The 18829-nt window shown below is 66.0% G+C and carries 17 protein-coding genes and 1 pseudogene; 8 read left to right on the top strand and 10 right to left on the bottom strand.

What is annotated here, in order from left to right; genetic code table 11:
• A pseudogene (locus tag ADADO0_RS02545) lies at nt 1-403 on the top strand (hypothetical protein); the annotation flags it as partial.
• On the top strand, nt 400-1947 hold the full coding sequence (locus tag ADADO0_RS02550; RefSeq protein WP_511303520.1) for a heme biosynthesis protein HemY: 1548 nt from the start codon (nt 400-402) through the stop codon (nt 1945-1947). The pseudogene ADADO0_RS02545 and the gene ADADO0_RS02550, both read left to right, overlap by 4 nt.
• Nucleotides 1948-1963: 16 nt before the next feature.
• Here the strand turns inward: ADADO0_RS02550 and ADADO0_RS02555 are convergent, their stop codons facing one another.
• The gene (locus tag ADADO0_RS02555) at nt 1964-2662 is read right to left on the bottom strand and encodes an SOS response-associated peptidase (RefSeq protein WP_511303521.1); all 699 of its coding nucleotides are present in this window, start codon (nt 2660-2662) and stop codon (nt 1964-1966) included.
• Between the two features lie 168 nt (nt 2663-2830).
• Here ADADO0_RS02555 and thiE point away from each other — a divergent pair, with 168 nt between their 5' ends.
• The 5 genes from thiE (at nt 2831) to ADADO0_RS02580 (ending at nt 7014) form a co-directional block, all read left to right on the top strand.
• Entirely contained in the window at nt 2831-3466 is a 636-nt protein-coding gene (thiE, locus tag ADADO0_RS02560) for a thiamine phosphate synthase (protein WP_511303522.1), read from the top strand.
• Nucleotides 3467-3549: 83 nt separating this feature from the next.
• Complete coding sequence (aceB, locus tag ADADO0_RS02565) at nt 3550-5148, top strand: malate synthase A (RefSeq protein WP_511303523.1); 1599 nt, start codon at nt 3550-3552, stop codon at nt 5146-5148.
• A 359-nt stretch (nt 5149-5507) separates the two neighbouring features.
• The gene (locus ADADO0_RS02570) at nt 5508-5729 is read left to right on the top strand and encodes a hypothetical protein (protein ID WP_511303524.1); all 222 of its coding nucleotides are present in this window, start codon (nt 5508-5510) and stop codon (nt 5727-5729) included.
• Between the two features lie 86 nt (nt 5730-5815).
• Complete coding sequence (locus ADADO0_RS02575; protein WP_511303525.1) at nt 5816-6055, top strand: hypothetical protein; 240 nt, start codon at nt 5816-5818, stop codon at nt 6053-6055.
• A 167-nt stretch (nt 6056-6222) separates the two neighbouring features.
• Nucleotides 6223-7014, top strand: coding sequence for a DUF2076 domain-containing protein (locus ADADO0_RS02580; protein ID WP_511303526.1), 792 nt, complete (start codon nt 6223-6225; stop codon nt 7012-7014).
• Between the two features lie 45 nt (nt 7015-7059).
• Here the strand turns inward: ADADO0_RS02580 and pdeM are convergent, their stop codons facing one another.
• The 6 genes from pdeM to ADADO0_RS02610 all read right to left on the bottom strand — a co-directional run bounded on the left by pdeM (nt 7060) and on the right by ADADO0_RS02610 (nt 15101).
• Nucleotides 7060-7776 (bottom strand): ligase-associated DNA damage response endonuclease PdeM, encoded by a 717-nt coding sequence (pdeM, locus tag ADADO0_RS02585; protein WP_511303527.1) that lies wholly within the window; start codon nt 7774-7776, stop codon nt 7060-7062.
• A gap of 56 nt (nt 7777-7832) precedes the next feature.
• Complete coding sequence (locus tag ADADO0_RS02590; protein WP_511303528.1) at nt 7833-8927, bottom strand: NADH:flavin oxidoreductase/NADH oxidase; 1095 nt, start codon at nt 8925-8927, stop codon at nt 7833-7835.
• Between the two features lie 103 nt (nt 8928-9030).
• A complete protein-coding gene (locus tag ADADO0_RS02595) occupies nt 9031-9966 on the bottom strand; it encodes a GGDEF domain-containing protein (protein ID WP_511303529.1) in 936 nt (311 codons plus the stop codon).
• Between the two features lie 134 nt (nt 9967-10100).
• Complete coding sequence (ansP, locus tag ADADO0_RS02600) at nt 10101-11582, bottom strand: L-asparagine permease (RefSeq protein WP_511303530.1); 1482 nt, start codon at nt 11580-11582, stop codon at nt 10101-10103.
• A 290-nt stretch (nt 11583-11872) separates the two neighbouring features.
• A complete protein-coding gene (locus ADADO0_RS02605; RefSeq protein ID WP_511303531.1) occupies nt 11873-14464 on the bottom strand; it encodes a ligase-associated DNA damage response DEXH box helicase in 2592 nt (863 codons plus the stop codon).
• Nucleotides 14465-14609: 145 nt separating this feature from the next.
• The gene (locus ADADO0_RS02610; RefSeq protein ID WP_511303532.1) at nt 14610-15101 is read right to left on the bottom strand and encodes a MarR family winged helix-turn-helix transcriptional regulator; all 492 of its coding nucleotides are present in this window, start codon (nt 15099-15101) and stop codon (nt 14610-14612) included.
• Nucleotides 15102-15337: 236 nt separating this feature from the next.
• Between ADADO0_RS02610 and ADADO0_RS02615 the strand changes: the two genes are divergently transcribed.
• The gene (locus tag ADADO0_RS02615) at nt 15338-16135 is read left to right on the top strand and encodes a creatininase family protein (RefSeq protein WP_511303533.1); all 798 of its coding nucleotides are present in this window, start codon (nt 15338-15340) and stop codon (nt 16133-16135) included.
• On the opposite strand, the gene ADADO0_RS02620 is transcribed toward ADADO0_RS02615, so the two are convergent.
• From ADADO0_RS02620 to ADADO0_RS02630, 3 genes are read right to left on the bottom strand one after another with little or no spacing between them, the layout of a single operon-like run.
• Entirely contained in the window at nt 16132-16749 is a 618-nt protein-coding gene (locus tag ADADO0_RS02620; protein WP_511303534.1) for an NUDIX domain-containing protein, read from the bottom strand. The two genes, ADADO0_RS02615 and ADADO0_RS02620, sit on opposite strands and share 4 nt — an antisense overlap.
• Complete coding sequence (locus ADADO0_RS02625; RefSeq protein WP_511303535.1) at nt 16746-18374, bottom strand: ABC transporter ATP-binding protein; 1629 nt, start codon at nt 18372-18374, stop codon at nt 16746-16748. Before ADADO0_RS02625 ends, ADADO0_RS02620 begins: the two co-directional genes overlap by 4 nt.
• Nucleotides 18371-18823, bottom strand: coding sequence for a type II toxin-antitoxin system VapC family toxin (locus ADADO0_RS02630; RefSeq protein ID WP_511303536.1), 453 nt, complete (start codon nt 18821-18823; stop codon nt 18371-18373). The genes ADADO0_RS02625 and ADADO0_RS02630 overlap by 4 nt, the downstream gene beginning before the upstream one ends.
• Nucleotides 18824-18829: the final 6 nt, after the last annotated feature.

An 18829-nucleotide genomic window follows, 5' to 3' on the forward strand; every position in this document is an offset into this window, starting at 1 on the left:
GTTCGCCGCGAGCGCGAGTGCGGGTTATGCCTCGCCGGCCAAGCTGGCGGAGCGCCTGACGGCGGCTCTCGATGCCCCCTCTGCACCGGTTGCCGCCGCGCCGCCGTCCGCCACCGGGTCGTTCGTCGACCGCATCGTGTCCAGCGCCGAGAATCTGGTTCGGCTGCGGCCCGCCGACAGCGTGCCCAGCAAAGAGGTCCAGAGCAGCATGGATGCGGCGGTCGCCGCCGTGCGTGCCGGCAATCTCGACACGGCGCTCAAGCTGATCGAGGCCATGCCCGCTGACGTCAAGACGAAGCTGAAGCCGATCACGACCGAGATCGCGCAGCGTAGCGACGCCGCCAATACCGCTTCCGCCCTCTACCAGCAGGCGCTTGGCGCCGTATCCGGGAAGGTGCCGTGATCCGTCTCGTCCTCCTCCTTGTTGTTCTCGCACTCGTTGCGTTCGGCGCCGCATGGATCGCCGATCGGCCGGGCGAGATGGTCATCGTCTGGCAAGGCTGGCGGGTGGAGACCACCGTTCCGGTGGCCCTCGCCGGCCTGGCGGCGTTCAGCGCGCTGCTGCTGCTGGCGTGGCGACTGCTCGCGCTGCTGCTGGCCTCGCCGCGTCTGGTGGCGGCGTTCTCGCGCCGGCGGCGCCGGGAAAAGGGCTGGAATGCCCTGTCCCGTGGCCTCATGGCCATCGGCGCAGGCGATGCCGCCCGCGCCCGCGCGGCCCGCGACGAGGCGGCCCGCTATCTCCCGCACGAGCCGCTGACCCATCTGCTCGCGGCCCAATCAGCGCAGTTTGACGGCGATGGAAACCTTGCCGCCCGGTCGTTCCGCATCATGCTGGAGGCGCCCGAGACGCGCCTTATCGCGCTGCGCGGCCTCTACATGGAAGCGCGGCGGGCCGGCGAGACCGACTCGGCTCGCGCCTTTGCCGAAGAGGCGGCTCGCGAAGCGCCAACGCTGGCCTGGGCCGCCGATGCGGTGATCGAAGCGCGGTGCGCGGACGGCGACTATGCCGGCGCGCGCGCCATGCTGGAACGCCAGATGGCGGCCAAGGGCATCGACAAGGTGCAGCACCGTCGCTATCGCGCGGTTCTCCTCGCCGCAGAGGCGATCGCGCTGGAAATCGGCGAACCCACGGTCGCCAAGGAACGCGCCATCGAGGCGGTGCGGCTTGCGCCCACTTTGGTGCCCGCCGCGACCGTTGCCGGGCGCCTGCTGGGGCAGGCCGGCGATCTCAGGCGGGCGGCGAAAGTCATCGCCACCGCCTATGAGGCGACGCCCCATCCCGATCTCGCCGAAGCCTATGCCCATCTGCGGCCCGGCGATGCCGCGCAGGATCGGCTGAAGCGCATCCGCGTGCTCGCCGCCAAGGCGCCGCAGCATCCCGAGAGCATCATTGCCCTGGCACACGCGACCATCGATGCCCACGCCTATGCCGAAGCACGCGCCATCCTCTCGCCCCTCGCGGAAGCGCCGACGCAGCGCATCTGCTTGTTGATGGCCGAACTGGAAGCGCGCGAGCATTCCGACATCGGCAAGGCGCGCGAATGGGCCGCCCGTGCGGTGCGCGCGCCGCGCGATCCGGCCTGGCTTGCCGACGGCGTGGTATCAGAGCACTGGGCGGCGGTCTCGCCGGTCACCGGCCGGCTCGACGCCTATGTGTGGGAGGTGCCTCCGGGCGTCACCGCGACGCCGATCCTCGAACACGAAGCCGAGCGTGTGCGCGACGCCATCGCCGCGATCCCCCCGCCGGCCGTGGCGGCGCCCCCGGTCAAGGTCGAGCCTCCGGTCGTGGAAGAGGTGATCGTGGAGGTCGCCGCACCGCCCGCTCCCGAGAGCGCACGGCCTGCGGCAGCGCCTGCCGTAGCGCCCATCCTCGCCATGCCGCCCCTGCCGGACGATCCCGGTCCGCTCGGCGACGAGGATGAGTCCCAGGTGCCCCGCAAGGCTTGAGCCCTGCGGATGTTGCTCACCCCAGATCGAGCGAGAGAGGTTCCGGCACCGGCTCCAAAAGGTCCGGGCCGTCCTGCCGGGTTGAGTTGAGGCGGGTGGAGACCGGCCACATCTCCAGGTCATCGCCGGCATACGGCGTCATCGCTTCAGTCCCGTCCGCGGCGGCGAGCCACGGCTGGATGCCGTCGTCCGGCAGGATCACCGGCATGCGGTCGTGCAGCGACGCCATGAAGCTGTTGGGCTCGCAGGTGAGGATGGTGAAGGTCCGCAGCCAGTCCCCGGTCGCGGGGTCTTTCCAGCCATCCCAGAGCCCGGCCAGAGCCAACGGCGCGCGGTCCCGGCGGGCGATGGCATAGGGCTGCTTCGGATGGCTTCCCGGCTTCCACTCATAGAAGGCGTCCACCGGGATCACGCAGCGGCGAGCCGCCCTCCAGGCATCCTTGAAAGCGGCGGTGGCGGCAACGGTCTCGGAGCGCGCGTTGATGGTTCTTGCGGCGATCCCCACATCGCCGGCCCAATTGGGAACCAGCCCCCACCGCAGGGTTCCAAGCTCCGTAAGCTCGGTTTTAGGGTTGCGCCGCAGCACCAGGGCATCCTGGGTCGGCGCCACGTTGTAGCGCGGCGGCGGGTTCGGGAGGAGCGGCGCCACCCGGTCCGGCACGAACCGCTTGAAGAACTGGCCCGCATCGCGCGCCTGGGCAAATCGACCGCACATGGGCCGATCATGCTGGCCGCTCATACCGCATGGCAACACGGTTTCTTCAACTCTTGCCGCAGAAGCTAAGCATTGTTGCCGAAGGTGATATAAACTCGGGACGCATTTCGTTTCGCTCCCGCGTGCGATGCGCTAACACCGCCTCTCCCCCATGGTTACGGGAACGCCATGCGTCCGTTCGATCTGTCGCTGTATCTCGTTACCGACCCGCGCCAGACGGCCGCGCGCGGGCTGGTGGAGACTGTGGCGCAGGCGGTGGCGGGTGGCGTCACCATTGTCCAATTGCGAGATCCCCTCGCCAAGGGGCGCCAGATGATGGATGAGGCGCGGGCGCTGGTGGCCCTGCTGCGGCCCCTGGGCATTCCCTTGATCATCAATGACCGGGTGGACGTCGCGGTGGCCGCCGATGCCGACGGCGTGCACCTCGGCCAGAGCGACATGGCGCCCGCCGATGCCCGCGCGCTGCTCGGGCCCGATCGCATCCTCGGTCTCTCGGTCGGCACACCGCAGAAGCTTGCGGCGTCCGATCTCACGGGTGTTGATTATGTTGGCACCGGGCCGATCCAGCCCACCGGCACCAAGAGCGACGCCGACGCCCCCATCGGTATCGCAGGGTTCGCGGCGATGCGCGGAATGATCTCTCTCCCCATAGTGGGGATCGGCGGCATAGACGCCGCCATTGCCGCCGATGTGATCCGCGCGGGCGCCGACGGCATCGCAGTCGTGTCCGCGATTTGCGCTGCATCCGATGTTTCGGCGGCGGCGCGACGTCTCAGGGAGGAGATCGCCTCCGCTCGCGCGTGAAGTCGCGCCTTCAGGGCGCCAAGCCAGTTCCCATCATCGTTTTCCCGTCATTCGTTCAGTCAATCCAGCAGGAGACCGGCATCATGTCGACGCTCGAAGTCCCGTACGGTGTCGTTATCAAGGGGCCGCTCGGCCCGCATTACGAAGACATCCTGACGCCCGAGGCGCTCGCCTTCCTGGCCGAGCTGCACCGCACGTTCAACGGCACCCGCAAGTCTCTGCTTGAGGCCCGCACGCTCCGCCAGAGCAAGTTCGACGCCGGCGAGCTGCCCGATTTCCTCGCGGAGACGGCGGCTGTGCGCGAGGCCGAATGGACCATCGCCCCTCTGCCGGCAGACCTTCAGGATCGCCGCGTGGAAATCACCGGCCCGGTGGACCGCAAGATGATCGTGAATGCGCTTAATTCCGGCGCCAAGGTCTTCATGGCGGATTTCGAGGACGCCTCGTCCCCGCTGTGGACCAACATGATCGAAGGCCAGATCAACCTGAGGGATCGCTGGGCCGGCAAGATCGACTTCCATGATCCGTCCAACGGTAAGGACTACAAGCTCGGCTCCGACCTTGCGGTTCTCATCATCCGACCACGCGGCTGGCATCTTCCCGAGGCGCATCTGGAGATCGATGGCGAACCCATGTCGGGCTCGCTGTTCGACTTCGGCCTCTACGCCTTTCACAATGCCAAGGTCGCGCAGGCGCAGGGATCGGGCGCCTATTTCTATCTGCCGAAGACCGAGAGCCATAAGGAGGCGCGGCTTTGGGACGATGTGTTCACGCTCACTGAAGCGCGCCTGGGCATCCCCGCGAAGAGCATCAAGGCCACGGTGCTGATCGAGACGCTGCCCGCCGTGTTCGAGATGGACGAGATCCTCTACGAACTGCGTGACCATGTGGCCGGGCTGAACATCGGCCGCTGGGACTACATCTTTTCCTTCATCAAGCGCCTGGGCAAGAATGCCCGCTTCCTCACCCCCGACCGTGGCCGGATGGTGATGAACGAAGCCTTCCTGAAGGCCTATGGCGCGCTTCTCGTGAAGACCTGCCATCGCCGTGGCGCGTTCGCCATGGGCGGCATGGCGGCGCAGATCCCCGTGAAGGGCGATCCGGCGGCCAATGACGCGGCCTTCGCCAAGGTGCGGGCCGACAAGGAGCGCGAGGCCGGCGATGGTTGCGATGGCACCTGGGTGGCCCATCCCGATCTCGTCCCAGTGGCGCGTGAAGTGTTCGACCGCCTGATGCCGGCCGCCAACCAGCTCGGCAAGCTGCGCGAGGACGTGAGCGTCGGGCGCGACGACCTTCTGGTGGTCCACCAGGGCTCCCGCTCGGAAGCTGGCCTGCGCGAGAACATCCGCGTCGGCGTGCAATATATCGAGGCATGGCTGCGCGGGCGTGGCGCGGTCCCGCTCTACAATCTGATGGAGGATGCCGCCACCGCCGAGATCAGCCGCGCGCAGATCTGGCAGTGGATCCATCTTGGCGCGAAGCTCGACGATGATCGCACCATCACCGCCGAACTGTTCTCGTCCCTTCTTGAGGACGAGATGATCAAGCTCCGGGCCACCCTCAGCCCGTCCATCTATGACGGCGGCCGTTTCCCGGAGGCGATCAAGCTGTTCTCCGACATGACCCTCGCCAAGGACTTCGAGGAATTCCTGACGCTGCCGGCCTACAAGCTGGTCGCGTGACCCTCAGATGCTGAAAGACCCGCGCCGACGGCGCGGGTTTTTCAGTGGCTTACGGTGTAGTTCAAGTTTTCGACCAAAGTTATGGTTGCCGACTTGTCCGGCGGGACGTATATCGCCGGCCTCGAGATCGCGCACCGGGCTAGGTAGAGCTACCTGTTCCCGTATCCTCGGCGCCGAAGTCCCGACGAGCAGCCCCGCCCAGCGGCGGCTGTCATAGCTGTGGTAAGACCTGCTATGCACCCCGTCCTTCTGCCGAAGGGCGGGGTGTTCCGCTTTCAGGCCCGACGCATTGCCATAGCGGCTCAAAGTTTGGGCGTTCGCGTGTGAAACCGTGACGATGCAGGCTGCGTTGCGCTTGCATGCAGCACTGGGACAGACATCTCCCCGAACCGATCCGCCTCAGCGATGGGCGCGGCCTGGCGACGGTGCGGGATCTCGATGCTTATCTGTATCAATCTCCCATTACCCTGTTCGACGTGCGCCACTGCGTGAGCCGCGCTGCGGCCACCGGGCGCGCCGCCGACCGGGGGGTGGCGCTGGACGCTGCGCGCAGACTGCTGCGGGCGTGCCGGCTGATGTAATATTTTTCCCGCCAAGCTGAAACGGGCATGGCTCCGTGGGGTTCTTATGACTGGGGCCTCGGCCCCTCAACATAAGGAAACGGAACATGTCCAATCCGAACGATCGCGACCAGGACCGGAACCGCCAGCAGGGCGGGCAGGGTCAGGACCCGAACCGCCAGGCGGACCAGAACCGGCAGAATCAGCTCAGGCCGGACCAGAATCGCCAGCAGAATCAGGCGGGTGTTGGCCAGGGCCAGCAGGGCGGCGACACGCGCCCTGGCCAGCAGAGCCAATATGGCAACACCGATGAGCAGCGCGGCAGCGATAACCCCGACCAGCGTTGATCGCATCTCGCAAGACCCCGCTCCCTCCCAGGGGGCGGGGTTTTTCATGTCTGGAGCGTCCTGAGGCGACGTTACGTAAGTTTAAGAAAATTTCATGTGGGTGCGCCCTTTCCGCGCCTTCCTTCGATGCTCATATGCCGGCGTGGTGATGACACCCGGAGGCGGACATGAGTCCCGAAGAACGTGATCTGATCGAGGGCCTTTTCGAGCGCATGCGCAGCGCGGCGAGCCAGCCACGCGATGCCGAGGCCGAGGCGCTGATCTCACGGCGTGTGTCGGAAATGCCCTATGCGCCCTATGCGCTGGCGCAGACCGTGTTGGTGCAGGAACATGCCTTGCGGCAGGCAAGCGGGCGCATCGATGAACTCGAAGCGCAGGTTCGCCAGCAGCAGGCCGCGCCCCAGCAGAGCGGGGGAAGTTTCCTCGGCGGCCTGTTCGGCGGCGGCAATCGCGGCACGTCGGTTCCCGCGACGGGCGTGCGCAGCGCCGGTGGCGGAATGCCGCTGCCGGCTCAATCCCAGAATTATGCGCAGCAGCCGGGCTATCCCCAGCAGCAGCCGTACCAGCAAGCGCCGTCCGGCCCCTGGGGCCAGCAGCGTGGCGGCTTCGGCGGTGGTGGCGGTGGGTTCGGTGGCGGCGGCTTCCTGCAGGGCGCCATCACGACGGCGGCCGGTGTGGCCGGCGGCATGCTGCTCGCCAATGGCATCCGGGATCTGATGTCGGGGGGTGAAGGCGCCATCGCCAAGCAGGCGGCGCTTGAGGCCCCTCCAGCGGAAACTCCGGTGAGCGGGGATGGTCTCGGCGCCCAGGCTCAGGATGCCCTGGGTGGCAATCCCGCGGGCGATGCCGGGGCCGACCCCTGGAGCGCGGCGCCGCAGGATGCCAGCTATGACAGCGGAAGCGATTCCGGCTGGGACAGCGGCGATAGCGGCGGCGGCGACGATTCAAGCTGGACCTGAGAATTCAACGCCCCCGGTCTCCGGGGGCGTTTTCTTTTTCATGCTTCAATCGGCAAGGCAGGCGCCGAACTCGATCCGATAGGTGCGCTCGCGTCCCAGCATGTGGGCCTCGAATTTGCGCGCAAACAGGCCGGACAAGGCGGGATGGCGCACATTCAGCCCGCCGGCATAGGCACCGAGCGCGGGGAGGACCATCCGATGGCCGTCCGTCGCGAAGCAGCGCCGACGGATCGAGCGGCCACGCACCACGAGGCGCGCCGATGGGTGGAGATGCCCCGCCACCTCGCCGGCAAGCGGCTCGGCGAGCGGTTCATGGCGAAACAGCAAGGGTCCGATGCGCAGGCCGCGCGCCCATTCCCCGCCCAAAGCGGGAGAGGGCTCGGGATCATGATTTCCGGGGATCCATATGAAGTCGCGGCCCTTCCGCAAAGCCTCCAGCCGGGCCAGAGCGGAGGGGTGGAGCCGCTCCGCCCCCCAGCGGTCGTGCAGGCTGTCGCCCAGCGCAATCACCACCGCCGGCTGCCAGCGGGCGACCAGATGTTCGAGCTGGGTGAGCGTTTCTAGGGTGTCGTAGGGCGGCAGCATCTGCCCGCGCCGGGCGAACGCCGACCCCTTCTCCAGGTGAAGGTCCGCCACCGCAAGCAGCCCCTGCGCGGGCCAAACGAGCCCGCCCGAGGGGTCGAGCACCAGCTCGGCGCCATTCACCGTCACCGCCGTGGGCGGCGACGGGATAGCGGGAACAGAATCGGAACACGCGAGCATTCTGCGATAATGCCGATCCCGCGCCCCGCGGCAAGCGGGGGCGGGACCTTGGCACGCTATGCTTTGAACAACTGCCGCAGACCGGAGGGCTGGCAGCGCAGGAACTGGTTGGAGGCGTGCACCGAAGCGCCCAGCTTCGCCGCCGCATGCCAGGGCCAGCGGGGATCGTACAGAATGCCGCGCGCGAGGCCGATGGCGTCGGCCTTGCCGGAGGTGAGGATGTCCTCGGCGTGCTCGGGATCGGTGATCAGGCCGACGGCAATGGTGGGCACGCCGGTCTCGGCCTTGATCTTGTCGGCGAACGGCACCTGATAGCCGGGCGTGAGCGGAATCTTCTGGTCCATGGACAGGCCACCGGAGGAGACGTGGATCACGTCCAGGCCACGCGCCTTCAGCTCGTTCACATAGACGATCGACTGTTCGACATCCCAGCCGCCTTCCACCCAATCGGAGGCGGAGACGCGCACGAAGATCGGCATCCCCTCGGGCAAGGCGGCACGCACCGCCTCGAACACCTCCAGAGGGAAGCGCATGCGGTTCTCCAGCGAGCCGCCGTAGGCGTCGGTGCGGGTGTTGGAGAGGGGTGAGAGGAACTGGTGGAGCAGATAGCCGTGGGCGGAGTGGATCTCCACCATGTCGAAGCCGATCCGCGCGGCGCGCTTGGCGCTGTCGGCAAAGCCCGCCTTGACCCGCTCGAGGCCCGCCGCTTCCAGGGCGAGCGGCGCGACATCGGCCGGGCGGAAGGGTATCGCGGAAGCGGAGACGGTCTGCCAGCCGCCATCGCTCACGGGCACCTGCCCGCCACCCAGCCACGGCGCATAGGTGGACGCCTTGCGGCCGGCATGGGCGAGCTGCACGCCGATCGGCATGGGCGACCAGGCGCGGATGCGGTTGATGACACCGGCCAGCGCGGCCTCGTTGTCATCCGACCACAGGCCAAGATCGCCCGGCGAGATGCGGCCTTCCTCGGTGACCGCGGTGGCTTCCAGGATCAGCAGTCCGGCACCCGACTGGGAGAGATTGCCGAGATGGATCGTGTGCCAGTCGCTCGCGGACCCGTTGGTGGCTGAATACTGGCACATGGGCGCGATGACGATGCGATTGTCGAGGGTCAGCGAACGCAGCGACCAGGGCGTGAACAGAGCGGACATGCGGGGATTTCCAGAGAGCCTGAACGGGACAATAAGGTGCCCTTCATATAGGGCAAGCCGGTACGATCGGAAGGTCGCAGTTCCGCAGTTTCACACGCTGGCTTTACATTGCGGCGCTGGCAGGTCTTTCGTCGCCTTCGTCCAGATGGATGCGATTGCGCCCAGCGAGCTTGGCGCCGTAGAGCGCACGGTCGGCACGGGCGTAGATGACATCCGGCGTATCGGTGGGAAGGCCCGCTGCGATGCCGGCGGAGAAGGTGTAGGCGAAGTCCGAGAACTCGATGAGCGGCCGCGAGGCGCGCACCACGACGAGCATTTTCTCGACGATCAGCGGCGCTGCCCCCAAAGGCGTTTCCGGTAGCACCAGCACGAATTCCTCGCCGCCCACCCTGCCGAAACAGTCCGTGCGGCGGACCAGGCCGTGAATGCGCTTGGCGAAGTCGCGCAAGATCATGTCGCCCGCCGCGTGGCCGTGGCGGTCGTTGATGTATTTGAAATTGTCGAGATCGAGCACGCAGACGCAGCCCAGCACCTTGTCGGTCGCCACCTCCCGGCGGAGCATGTCGTCGATCCGGGCGGTGACGAACCGGCGGTTGGCGACGCCGGTCAGCTCATCGGTGTGGGCGGCACGGATGGCGAAATCCCGGTCCTGGCGGACCGACCGCTCGTCCGCCCGCATGCTGGTGATGTCGGTGGCGATGCACAGCATCCAGCCGTCGGCCTGGACGGTCTCGGTCATCCATAGCCAACGGCCGTCGTGAAGGTCGGTTTCGAAGGCGCGGAACGGGATCTTGCCGCGCCGCGACTGGGCAGAGAGCAGCCATGCCTCGAAGTCCAGATTCTGGATGACGGTGCCGCGCAGCGTCACCGCGTTGCGCCGCATCAGATCACCCCAGGATATGTCCTCGCCCGGTGCAATGGAGAAGGCAGAGCGGAATGCGCAATTGGCGTAGCGCAGCCGGTCGTGGCCGTCATAGGCGGCGACCAGGACCGGGGTGTCCTCGTAAAGCTGCGAAAGGTGCTGCGTGATCTCGTTCATTCGATTGGCCGGTTTGGCGGACCCCAGGATGCGCGAACCCCGGTCAACCATTCGGGTTGACCGGGGTTCGCGCATCCTGCGCAAGGCTTACGGCGATGGTGACAGCCTTACGGTTCCCCCGAACCGGACCGCCGTCACTCCAGGATTTTTTGCGTCAGCGTCACCGAGGGAATGGTCGGGCGCATGATCTCGGGATTGCGACGGCGCAGCAGGCGCCAGCCGATGGACAGCAGCACCACCAGCACCGGAATGGCCGCGACGGTGAAGGTGCCGTTGGGATAGTCGAATGCCATCAACACCAGCACACCGGCGAGGAACACCAGGGTGATCCATGAGGTGAAGGGCGCGCCGGGCATCTTGAAGGTCACCGGTTCGGCTTCCCCGCGTTTGATCGCCTGACGCAGCTTGATCTGGCAGACCAGGATGAACGCCCAGGTGGACAGAATGCCCAGTGAGGCGACGTTCAGCACGATCTCGAAGACGTGCGAGGGGACGAAATAGTTCAGCACCACGCCGATGGCGTAAATCGTCACCGTGACCATGATGCCAGCGAACGGCACCGAGTGGGAGTTCAGCCTGGCGAGGAAGTTGGGTGCCGAGCCGCCCATGGCGAGCGAGCGCAGCACGCGGCCGGTGGAATAGAGGCCGGAGTTCAAGCTCGACATCGCTGCGGTGAGCACCACCACGTTCATGACGCTACCGATGCCGGGAACGCCGAGCGCAGCGAAGAAGGTGACGAACGGGCTCTCTCCGGCGCGGTAATGGCTCCAGGGCAGCAGGCAGACCAGCAGGACCACCGAGCCGACATAGAACAGGGCGATACGCCAGATGACGCCGTTGATGGCGCGCGGCAGGATCGCCTTGGCGTCCTGGCACTCGCCGGCGGCGATGCCGATCAGCTCGATGCCGGCATAGGCGAACACGACACCCTGGATCAGCACGAGGGCGGGCAGCACGCCGTGCGGGAAAACACCGCCGTTCTCGCTGATGAGATGCCAACCCGGCGCCGTTCCCGCCACCTGGTGGCCGGTTCCCAGCAGCAGGGTGCCGATGAGCAGGAAGAGCGAAAGCGCGCCGACCTTGATCACAGCGAACCAGAACTCCATCTCGCCAAACCATTTGACACTGATGAGGTTCATGCCCGTGACGATACACAACGCCACCAGGGCGAAGATCCACTGGGGAACGTCAACGAACATGCCCCAGTAATGCATGTAGAGCGCGACGGCGGTGATATCGACGATGCCGGTCATGGCCCAGTTGAGGAAGTAGAGCCAGCCAGCCACATACGAGGCTTTCTCGCCCAGGAATTCACGGGCATAGGACACGAAGCTGCCGCTGCTGGGCCGGTGCATGACCAGTTCGCCGAGTGCGCGCAGGATCAGGAAGGCGAAACCGCCACAGACCAGATAGACCAGGGCGAGAGAGGGGCCGGCCACCTGCAGGCGGCTACCCGCGCCCAGGAACAGGCCGGTGCCGATGGCGCCGCCGATGGCGATCATCTGCACCTGTCGACGGTTCAGGCCCTGATGATAGCCTTCCTCGTGCGAGGCCAGCCACGCCTTGTGGTCGAGCGCAGCATTGGACTCTGCCGCTCCCTTTTCTGTCGTAGTCATATAATCCCCGCCCGTTTTTATTGGTCATGTCCCCGCTGCCGGCCGTTTCCGCTTGTCGCGGAAGGGTTTGTGGCTGCGCTGGACGCAATCTGGCAAAATTCATTCCACCGTCACGTTACGGTGCGGGCAACAGTCTTTCGACCTCCTCAAAAAAATGCAATGCACCGCATGGAGCTTGCCGGAATATTCTTCGCAGCGATGCGCGGGCGCAGCACTTGGCCGCAGCGTTCAGTCTTCCAATGCTTAAGTCCGCGCTTTGCTGCGCGGGTGTGGACGTTCCAGCGGGATGTTCAGCCCATCGCCTCACGCACCAGATCCTCTTCCGCCTCGGCCAAAAGTGCCTCGTTGGTGTCGGCACTGCCTACGGTTTCACGCCCGATCTCCAGCAGCACAGGCACGGAAAGGGGGGACACCCGCTCCAGCGGCTGGTGAACGATCCGTCCCTTCACCCGCATCAGCATGTCCGACAGGCGGCGCACGTCGAGCAGGCCCGTGGCGGCGTCCGCACGGGCCGCGCGCAACAGCACATGCCCGGGCTCGTGGCGACGCAGCACGTCGTAGACCAGATCGGTGGAGACGGTGACCTGCCGTCGGGTCTTCTCCTTGCCGGGAAAGCGCCGCTCGATCAGGCCAGAGATCACCGCACAGGTGCGGAAGGTGCGCTTCATCAGGGCGCTCTCCGCCAGCCAGGCCTCAAGGTCGTCGCCCAGCATGTCGGCGTCGAACAGGTCCGCCAGGGAGAGACGCCCGTCGCCCACCGCCGCGCCGATGTCCCCGGCGGCATAGACCGCGATCGCATAATCGTTCGCCACGAAACCCAGCGGCTTCAGCTTCGCCCGTTCCAGGCGGCGCGTCAGCAACATGCCCAGCGTCTGGTGGGCGAGCCGTCCCTCGAAGGGATAGCAGACCATGTAGAAGCGCCCGGAGCGCGCAAAGGTCTCCACCAGGAGATCCGTGCGGCCAGGCATGCGGGAGCGCGCCTTCTGGAGTTCCAGCCAGTCGCGCACCTGCTTGGGGAGCGCCTTCCACCGGGCGGGCGAGGCGAGCAGGGCGCGCACCCCGGCCGCCAGGAAGGTGGATAGCGGGAACTTGCCGCCCTCATAGGATGGCACCTTGGGCTCTGGATCGTTGGAGCGCGAGACATAGATCTCATCCTCCACCATCACCTCGTAGCGCAGGATTTCACCGGCAAAGACGAAGGTGTCGCCGGGCACCATGGTCTCGACGAAATATTCCTCCACCTCGCCCAGCATCCGGCCGCCGAAGCGGGGCTTGCCAGCGGGGCCGTTCTTGGCTGCACCCCGTGATGAGACGAGGCGCACCTTGATCATGGTGGCTTCGACGATGGTACCGATGTTCAGCCGATAGGATTGCGCCACCATTGGGTTGGCGACGCGCCAAAGCCCGTCCTTGGTGCGGCGGATCTTGGCATAGCGTTCATAGGCGCGCAGGGCGTAGCCGCCGGTGGCGACGAAATCCACCGTGGCCTCGAAATCCTCCCACGAGAGGTTTCGGTACGGCGCCGCCGAGCGCACCTCCTCATATAGGCCCTGCGCCGAGAACGGCTCGGCGCAAGCCATGCCGAGAATATGCTGGGCCAGAACATCAAGCGCGCCGGTGCGCTCGGGCGGGGTGTCCTGCGCGCCCGCCTCCACGGCTTCGAGCGCCGCGCGGCATTCCAGGACCTCGAACCTATTGGCCGGCACCAGCACCGCGTGCGAGCTTTCGTCCAACCGATGGTTGGCGCGGCCGATCCGCTGCATCAGGCGTGACGAGCCTTTGGGCGCGCCCACGTTGATCACCTGGTCGACATCACCCCAGTCGATGCCGAGATCGAGCGAGGAGGTGCACACCACGGCACGCAGCCGGCCCGCCGCCATGGCCGCCTCCACCTTGCGGCGCTGCTCCACATCCAGCGATCCGTGATGCAGGGCGATGGGCAGATTGCCGTCGTTGATGCGCCAGAGTTCCTGGAACAGGAATTCCGCCTGCCAGCGTGTGTTGACGAACACGAGGCTCATCTTGCGCGCCTCGATCAGCTTGTAGACCTCCGGCAGCGCATGCAGCGCGGTGTGGGTCGCCCAGGGCATCGGCACCTGCGTCTCCAGTATGGAGAGGTCCGGCGGCGCTCCGCCGGCGGCGATGACGAGGTCGGCCAGGTGTTCGGATGGTCGCGCGGCGTTCTCCGGGGGGAGAGACTCTTCAATTCCCTTGGCCACCAGATAGCGCCGCAGATCGTCTGGCTCGGCGACGGTGGCGGAGAGGCCGACGCATTTGAGCCCGGGCGCGATCTTACGCAGGCGGGCAAGCGCCAGGGCCAGAAGGTCGCCGCGCTTGGAGGTGACGAGCGCATGCAATTCGTCCAGCACCACGCGCTGAAGCCCGGAGAACAGATGCTCCGCGTCCTTTGAGGCGATCAGCAGGGACATCTGCTCGGGCGTGGTGAGAAGAATGTCCGGCGGGTCGCGGCGCTGGCGCTGGCGGCGGGAGGAGGGGGTGTCGCCGGTGCGGGTTTCGACGCGGATCGGCAGGCCCATTTCGGAGATCGGCATCTCCAGGTTCCGCGCGATGTCGACGGCCAAGGCCTTGAGCGGCGATATATAGAGCGTGTGGAGCGGGGAGACTTTCTCCGGCGGCGTACGCCCCGCCGTTCCCGGCTTGCGCTTCGTCCGGCCGGCCTCGCTGAGTTCCACGAGCGAGGGGAGAAAACCCGCCAGGGTCTTGCCCGCGCCGGTGGGCGCGATGAGCAGCGTGGATTTCCCCGCCCGCGCCTGGGCAAGCAGTTCGAGCTGGTGCGCCCGTGGCGCCCAGCCGCGCGCGGCAAACCAATCCAGGAATATCTTGGGTAGGGCGCCGGCGGGCCCGAGTTCACGGTTCGACACGCACCCAAGTTAGTGCGCATGGGGGCGTTTCGCGATGGATACCCGGTTTGGCGGCCTTGTTATTCGCGCCGAGGGCGGCGGAGCGATATCCGCCGCGATAGTGCGAAGCTGCATATTCGCGTGGGAAACGTTCGCAGCCCGGCGCTCAGACGTCGTCTTCCTCCTCGGCGGTCTCCGCTTCGTCATCGACACCGCCGTCCGTGCCGAGGCGTGCGGCGAGATTCTTTTCCACCTTGCGCAGCAGCTTGCGCAGGCGCTTGCGTTCCTTGTTGTCGAGGCCGGACACCATTTCTGCTTCCAGGGTGTCCCAGATGCGGTCGATGGAGCCGCCGCGCGTGCGGCCCGTTTCGGTCAGGAACACCCGCACCAGCCGACCGTCGCCGTCTGCGGCGCGGCGCTCCACGAGACCCTGGGTGGTGAGCCGCGCGATGGTCTTGGAAGCGGTGGGCGGGCGCACCCGCAGCGCACCCGCGAGGTCCCCCATGGTGCGGCCGTCATTCTCCATCAGCATCTTCAGCACGGATTCCTGCCCGGGAAACAGGCCGAGATCCGCCAGCAGGCGTGCCGAAAGGGCTTTCTGGAGCCTTGCCGTATGCGTCAGGCGATAGCCGATGGTCTTCGCGATCGGATCTTTCATCCCATCTCCCCTCGGCGCCAAGCAAGGCAAGGCGCCATCGTGCGCAGGCCGCATTCCGGCAAGGCAGCGCATCTATCCACGCGCCGGCTTACAATTTTGCGAAGGCGACCACAGATTTAAAACTTTCGGTACGAAAAATAAATACTTTGCCGGCTTTTACCAACTTTAAGCCTCATGAACTTTCCCGTCACGGCCTTCGGGCCTAAAGTTCGCGTGTTCATTGGGGCCACGTTTTCATGACCAAACGCTTCTGGACCGATCTTTCGGTGCCCGAAATTGCCGCGTTGGATCACGCACGCACCATCGGGATCTTGCCGGTCGCTGCTGTGGAGCAGCATGGACCGCATCTCCCGCTCGGCACCGACACGCATATCGCTGAAGGCTACATCGCCCGCATCCTGCCGCTGCTGGGCGACCGGCCGGTGCTGTTCCTGCCGGTGCAGAGCGTGGGCGCGTCCGCCGAGCACGCCTCTTTCGGCGGGACGCTCAGTCTTTCGCCCGAAGCCGCACTCGCCGCCTGGGGGCAGATTGCGGAAGGGCTGGATCGCGCCGGCGTTCGGCGGCTGGTGATCATGAACACCCATGGCGGCAACGTGCCCGTCATCGACCTGCTGTCGCGCCGGCTTCGGGCGCGGCACGCCATGCTGGCCGTAACCTGCTCCATGCATCGTTTCGGCTATCCCGAAGGATTGTTCGCAACCGAGGAGCGAACCCATGGCATTCATGGCGGGGAGATCGAAACCTCGCTCATGCTCGCTTTCCGGCCGGACCTTGTGGACATGGCGCAGGCCGCCGATTTTGTGCCCTGGAGCGTGGCGATGGAGAGCAGCTTCACGCACCTGCGCGCCAACCACCCCGTCGGCTTCGGCTGGATGAGCGAAGACCTGCATCCCTCCGGCGCCATGGGAAATGCCGCCGCTGGGACGAGAGATAAGGGCGAGGCCGCCGCCGACCATGGGGCCCGCGCCTTTATCGCGCTGCTGGACGATGTCGCCGACTTCGATCTGGCCCGTTTCGACAAGACCGCCCTCTAGGCGGGGTGGGCGATGCGCGCGCGGTTAAGTGCCAACCATTGCAGTGCCAGCCTGAGATAGCCGTTATAGCAGCGCCCGTTTTCCAGCAGTTCCAGCGCCGCCGGGATCGCAATCGCAAAGGGGCGCGTAACCTCGTTCTCGGTCTCCAGCCCGGCCCGTTCCGGCAGGGCCGACGCATCCACCAATGCAAGGAACAGCGTGGCATGCTCGTCGATCACGCCGGGCGTGGACATGATCTCGAACATGGTTTCGAGGTGAAACGGCGTGAGGCCGGTTTCTTCCAGGCATTCGCGGCGGGCCGCGTCTTCCGGCCGTTCGTCGCCGTCTAGCCGGCCGGCGGGGATTTCGATCATCTGCCCGAGGCCGGTTGCGAGGTGCGCGGCAAGGCGGAATTGGCGGATCAGCACCACCTCCTGCCGCACCGGATCGACACACAATATGCCGACCACGCCGCCGACCCGCACCACGTCCCGCACCAGGGTGCTGGCTTCGCCGTCCGCCTCCACCAGCGTGAGGTTGTATCGCTCGTAGCTGAGAAAGGAATCCGCCAGAACCTCCGCCTCGGAGAGTTCGACATGAGCGGCGGTATCGGCCATAGGGCCGGCGCCGTTCATTGAGCGACGATCCCGGCGTGGCCGGTGTCAAGGTTGAAGGCGGCCGCGAACAGCGCCTTGGTATAGTCCTCGCGGGGCCGCTCGAACACGTCGCGGGCCGGGCCTTCCTCGACCACCTTGCCGTTGCGCATCACGAGAATGCGGCTCGCCAGGGCCGAGACCACCCGCAAATCGTGGGAGATGAACATATAGGTGAGGTTGCGCTTCTTCTGGAGGCTGCGCAGCAGGTCGACGATCTGCGCCTGGACCAGCATGTCGAGCGCGCTCGTGGGTTCGTCCAGAACCACGAATGAGGGCTCCAGCGCCATGGCGCGGGCGATGGAAATGCGCTGGCGCTGGCCGCCGGAGAATTCGTGCGGGTAGCGGTGGCGGCTTTCCGGGTCGAGGCCGACGTCGGTGAGAGCGGCGATCACCCGCGCCTCCCGCTGGTCCAACGTCAGGTGCTTGTGATGCACCTCCAGCCCCTCGCCGACGATGTCCGCGACCGACATGCGGGGGGAGAGCGCGCCATAGGGATCCTGGAATACGATCTGCATGTCCCGCCGGAGAGGGCGCATGCCCGCGAACTTCAGCCCGTCGATGCGATTGCCGAGAAACGTAATCGGCCCTTCGCTTGAGATGAGGCGGATCAGGGCAAGACCCAGCGTGGTCTTTCCGGAGCCGGATTCGCCCACCACGCCCAATGTCTCGCCCTTGTGGATCGCGATCGAGACCCCGTCCACCGCCTTCACATAGCCCACTGTGCGGCGAAGCATCCCCCGCTTGATGGGGAAATGGACCTTCAGGTTTTCCGCCGAGACCACCTTGGGCGCGTCCGGCGCAGCGGGGGCGGGGTCGGGTCTGGGCTCGGCGCGCAGCAGCGCCTGTGTATAGGGATGCTTCGGGTTGGCGAAGGTCTCTTCCGCCGAACCCTGCTCGACGATCTGCCCCTTCTGCATCACGCACACCCGATCGGCGATTTTGCGGACGATGCCGAGGTCGTGGGTGATGAACAGCATGGCCATGCCGAGCCGCGCCTGGAGCTGCTTGAGCAGCTTCAGGATCTGCGCCTGCACGGTGACATCAAGCGCGGTGGTGGGCTCGTCGGCGATCAAAAGGTCAGGTTCATTCGCCAGCGCCATGGCGATCATGACGCGCTGGCGCTGCCCGCCGGACAACTGATGGGGATAGGCCGCAAGCCGGGTTTCAGGCTCCGGAATGCCCACCTCGTGCAGCAACTCGACCGTGCGCGCCCGCGCCGCCTGGCCGGCAAGGCCAGTGTGGAGCAGAAGCATCTCGGTGATCTGCCGCTCGATGGTGTGGAGCGGGTTCAGCGAGGTCATGGGTTCCTGGAACACCATGGTCACGTCGTTGCCGCGCACCCCCCGAAGCTCCCGCTCCGGCAGAGTGAGCAAGTCCCGCCCCTTGAACAGGATCTTGCCCGTGGGGTGGCTGGCCGAAGGATAGGGCAGCAGCTTCAGCACCGAGAGCGCCGTGACCGACTTGCCTGAGCCGGATTCGCCCACCAGCGCTACGGTCTCGCCGGGCATGACATCGAATGACACACGATCCACCGCGATCGCCGGCCCCTCGATCCGGCGGAAGGCGACGGAGAGGTCCTGGACGGAGAGGAGAGGGGCGCTCATGAAAACATCTCAAGAAAGCTGAAAAGATCAAAGGTATTGAAGTCGCTGATCCGAATTATTGATGCGCCAGTCCACCGTTTATCGCCCGTGATAATTTCAGAGCATCCGCTGAATTCAGCGGTCGCTATATGGATTGCATCGGGCAATTTTATGCTGGGCTTTTTATTGCGAATGCGCGCCGCCAAGCCAAGAATGTTCCGAGAAATCGGAATGGTCTCGATTTGATCAGAAGGGCGGACAGAAAGAAGGTTATTATAGGCAATGATGAGATCGAAATCCTGTTCGCGGAGGGGTTTCACAAGAACCTCCGCTAACGATAGTTCGCTTGTGACGATTGTCGTCCCCATTCTGCCGGTAGCCGCCGCCGTTGAGGCGAAGCGCTCCGCCGAGGCGCCGGGGGCCCCTTCCACCATATGAATTAATGCGCTCGCGTCGAAGTACAGGCGCACGGGCTA

The sequence above is a fragment of the Aquabacter sp. genome, from assembly GCF_965279295.1.
In the GTDB taxonomy this organism is placed as follows: domain Bacteria; phylum Pseudomonadota; class Alphaproteobacteria; order Rhizobiales; family Xanthobacteraceae; genus Aquabacter.

Bases quoted from the DNA above. Each gene is read 5' to 3' on its own strand.
- ADADO0_RS02555 (WP_511303521.1), bottom strand. From the start codon at position 2,662: ATGTGCGGTCGATTTGCCCAGGCGCGCGATGCGGGCCAGTTCTTCAAG.
- thiE (WP_511303522.1), top strand. From the start codon at position 2,831: ATGCGTCCGTTCGATCTGTCGCTGTATCTCGTTACCGACCCGCGCCAG.
- aceB (WP_511303523.1), top strand. From the start codon at position 3,550: ATGTCGACGCTCGAAGTCCCGTACGGTGTCGTTATCAAGGGGCCGCTC.
- ADADO0_RS02570 (WP_511303524.1), top strand. From the start codon at position 5,508: ATGCAGCACTGGGACAGACATCTCCCCGAACCGATCCGCCTCAGCGAT.
- ADADO0_RS02575 (WP_511303525.1), top strand. From the start codon at position 5,816: ATGTCCAATCCGAACGATCGCGACCAGGACCGGAACCGCCAGCAGGGC.
- ADADO0_RS02580 (WP_511303526.1), top strand. From the start codon at position 6,223: ATGAGTCCCGAAGAACGTGATCTGATCGAGGGCCTTTTCGAGCGCATG.
- pdeM (WP_511303527.1), bottom strand. From the start codon at position 7,776: ATGCTCGCGTGTTCCGATTCTGTTCCCGCTATCCCGTCGCCGCCCACG.
- ADADO0_RS02590 (WP_511303528.1), bottom strand. From the start codon at position 8,927: ATGTCCGCTCTGTTCACGCCCTGGTCGCTGCGTTCGCTGACCCTCGAC.
- ADADO0_RS02595 (WP_511303529.1), bottom strand. From the start codon at position 9,966: ATGAACGAGATCACGCAGCACCTTTCGCAGCTTTACGAGGACACCCCG.
- ansP (WP_511303530.1), bottom strand. From the start codon at position 11,582: ATGACTACGACAGAAAAGGGAGCGGCAGAGTCCAATGCTGCGCTCGAC.
- ADADO0_RS02610 (WP_511303532.1), bottom strand. From the start codon at position 15,101: ATGAAAGATCCGATCGCGAAGACCATCGGCTATCGCCTGACGCATACG.
- ADADO0_RS02615 (WP_511303533.1), top strand. From the start codon at position 15,338: ATGACCAAACGCTTCTGGACCGATCTTTCGGTGCCCGAAATTGCCGCG.
- ADADO0_RS02620 (WP_511303534.1), bottom strand. From the start codon at position 16,749: ATGAACGGCGCCGGCCCTATGGCCGATACCGCCGCTCATGTCGAACTC.
- ADADO0_RS02625 (WP_511303535.1), bottom strand. From the start codon at position 18,374: ATGAGCGCCCCTCTCCTCTCCGTCCAGGACCTCTCCGTCGCCTTCCGC.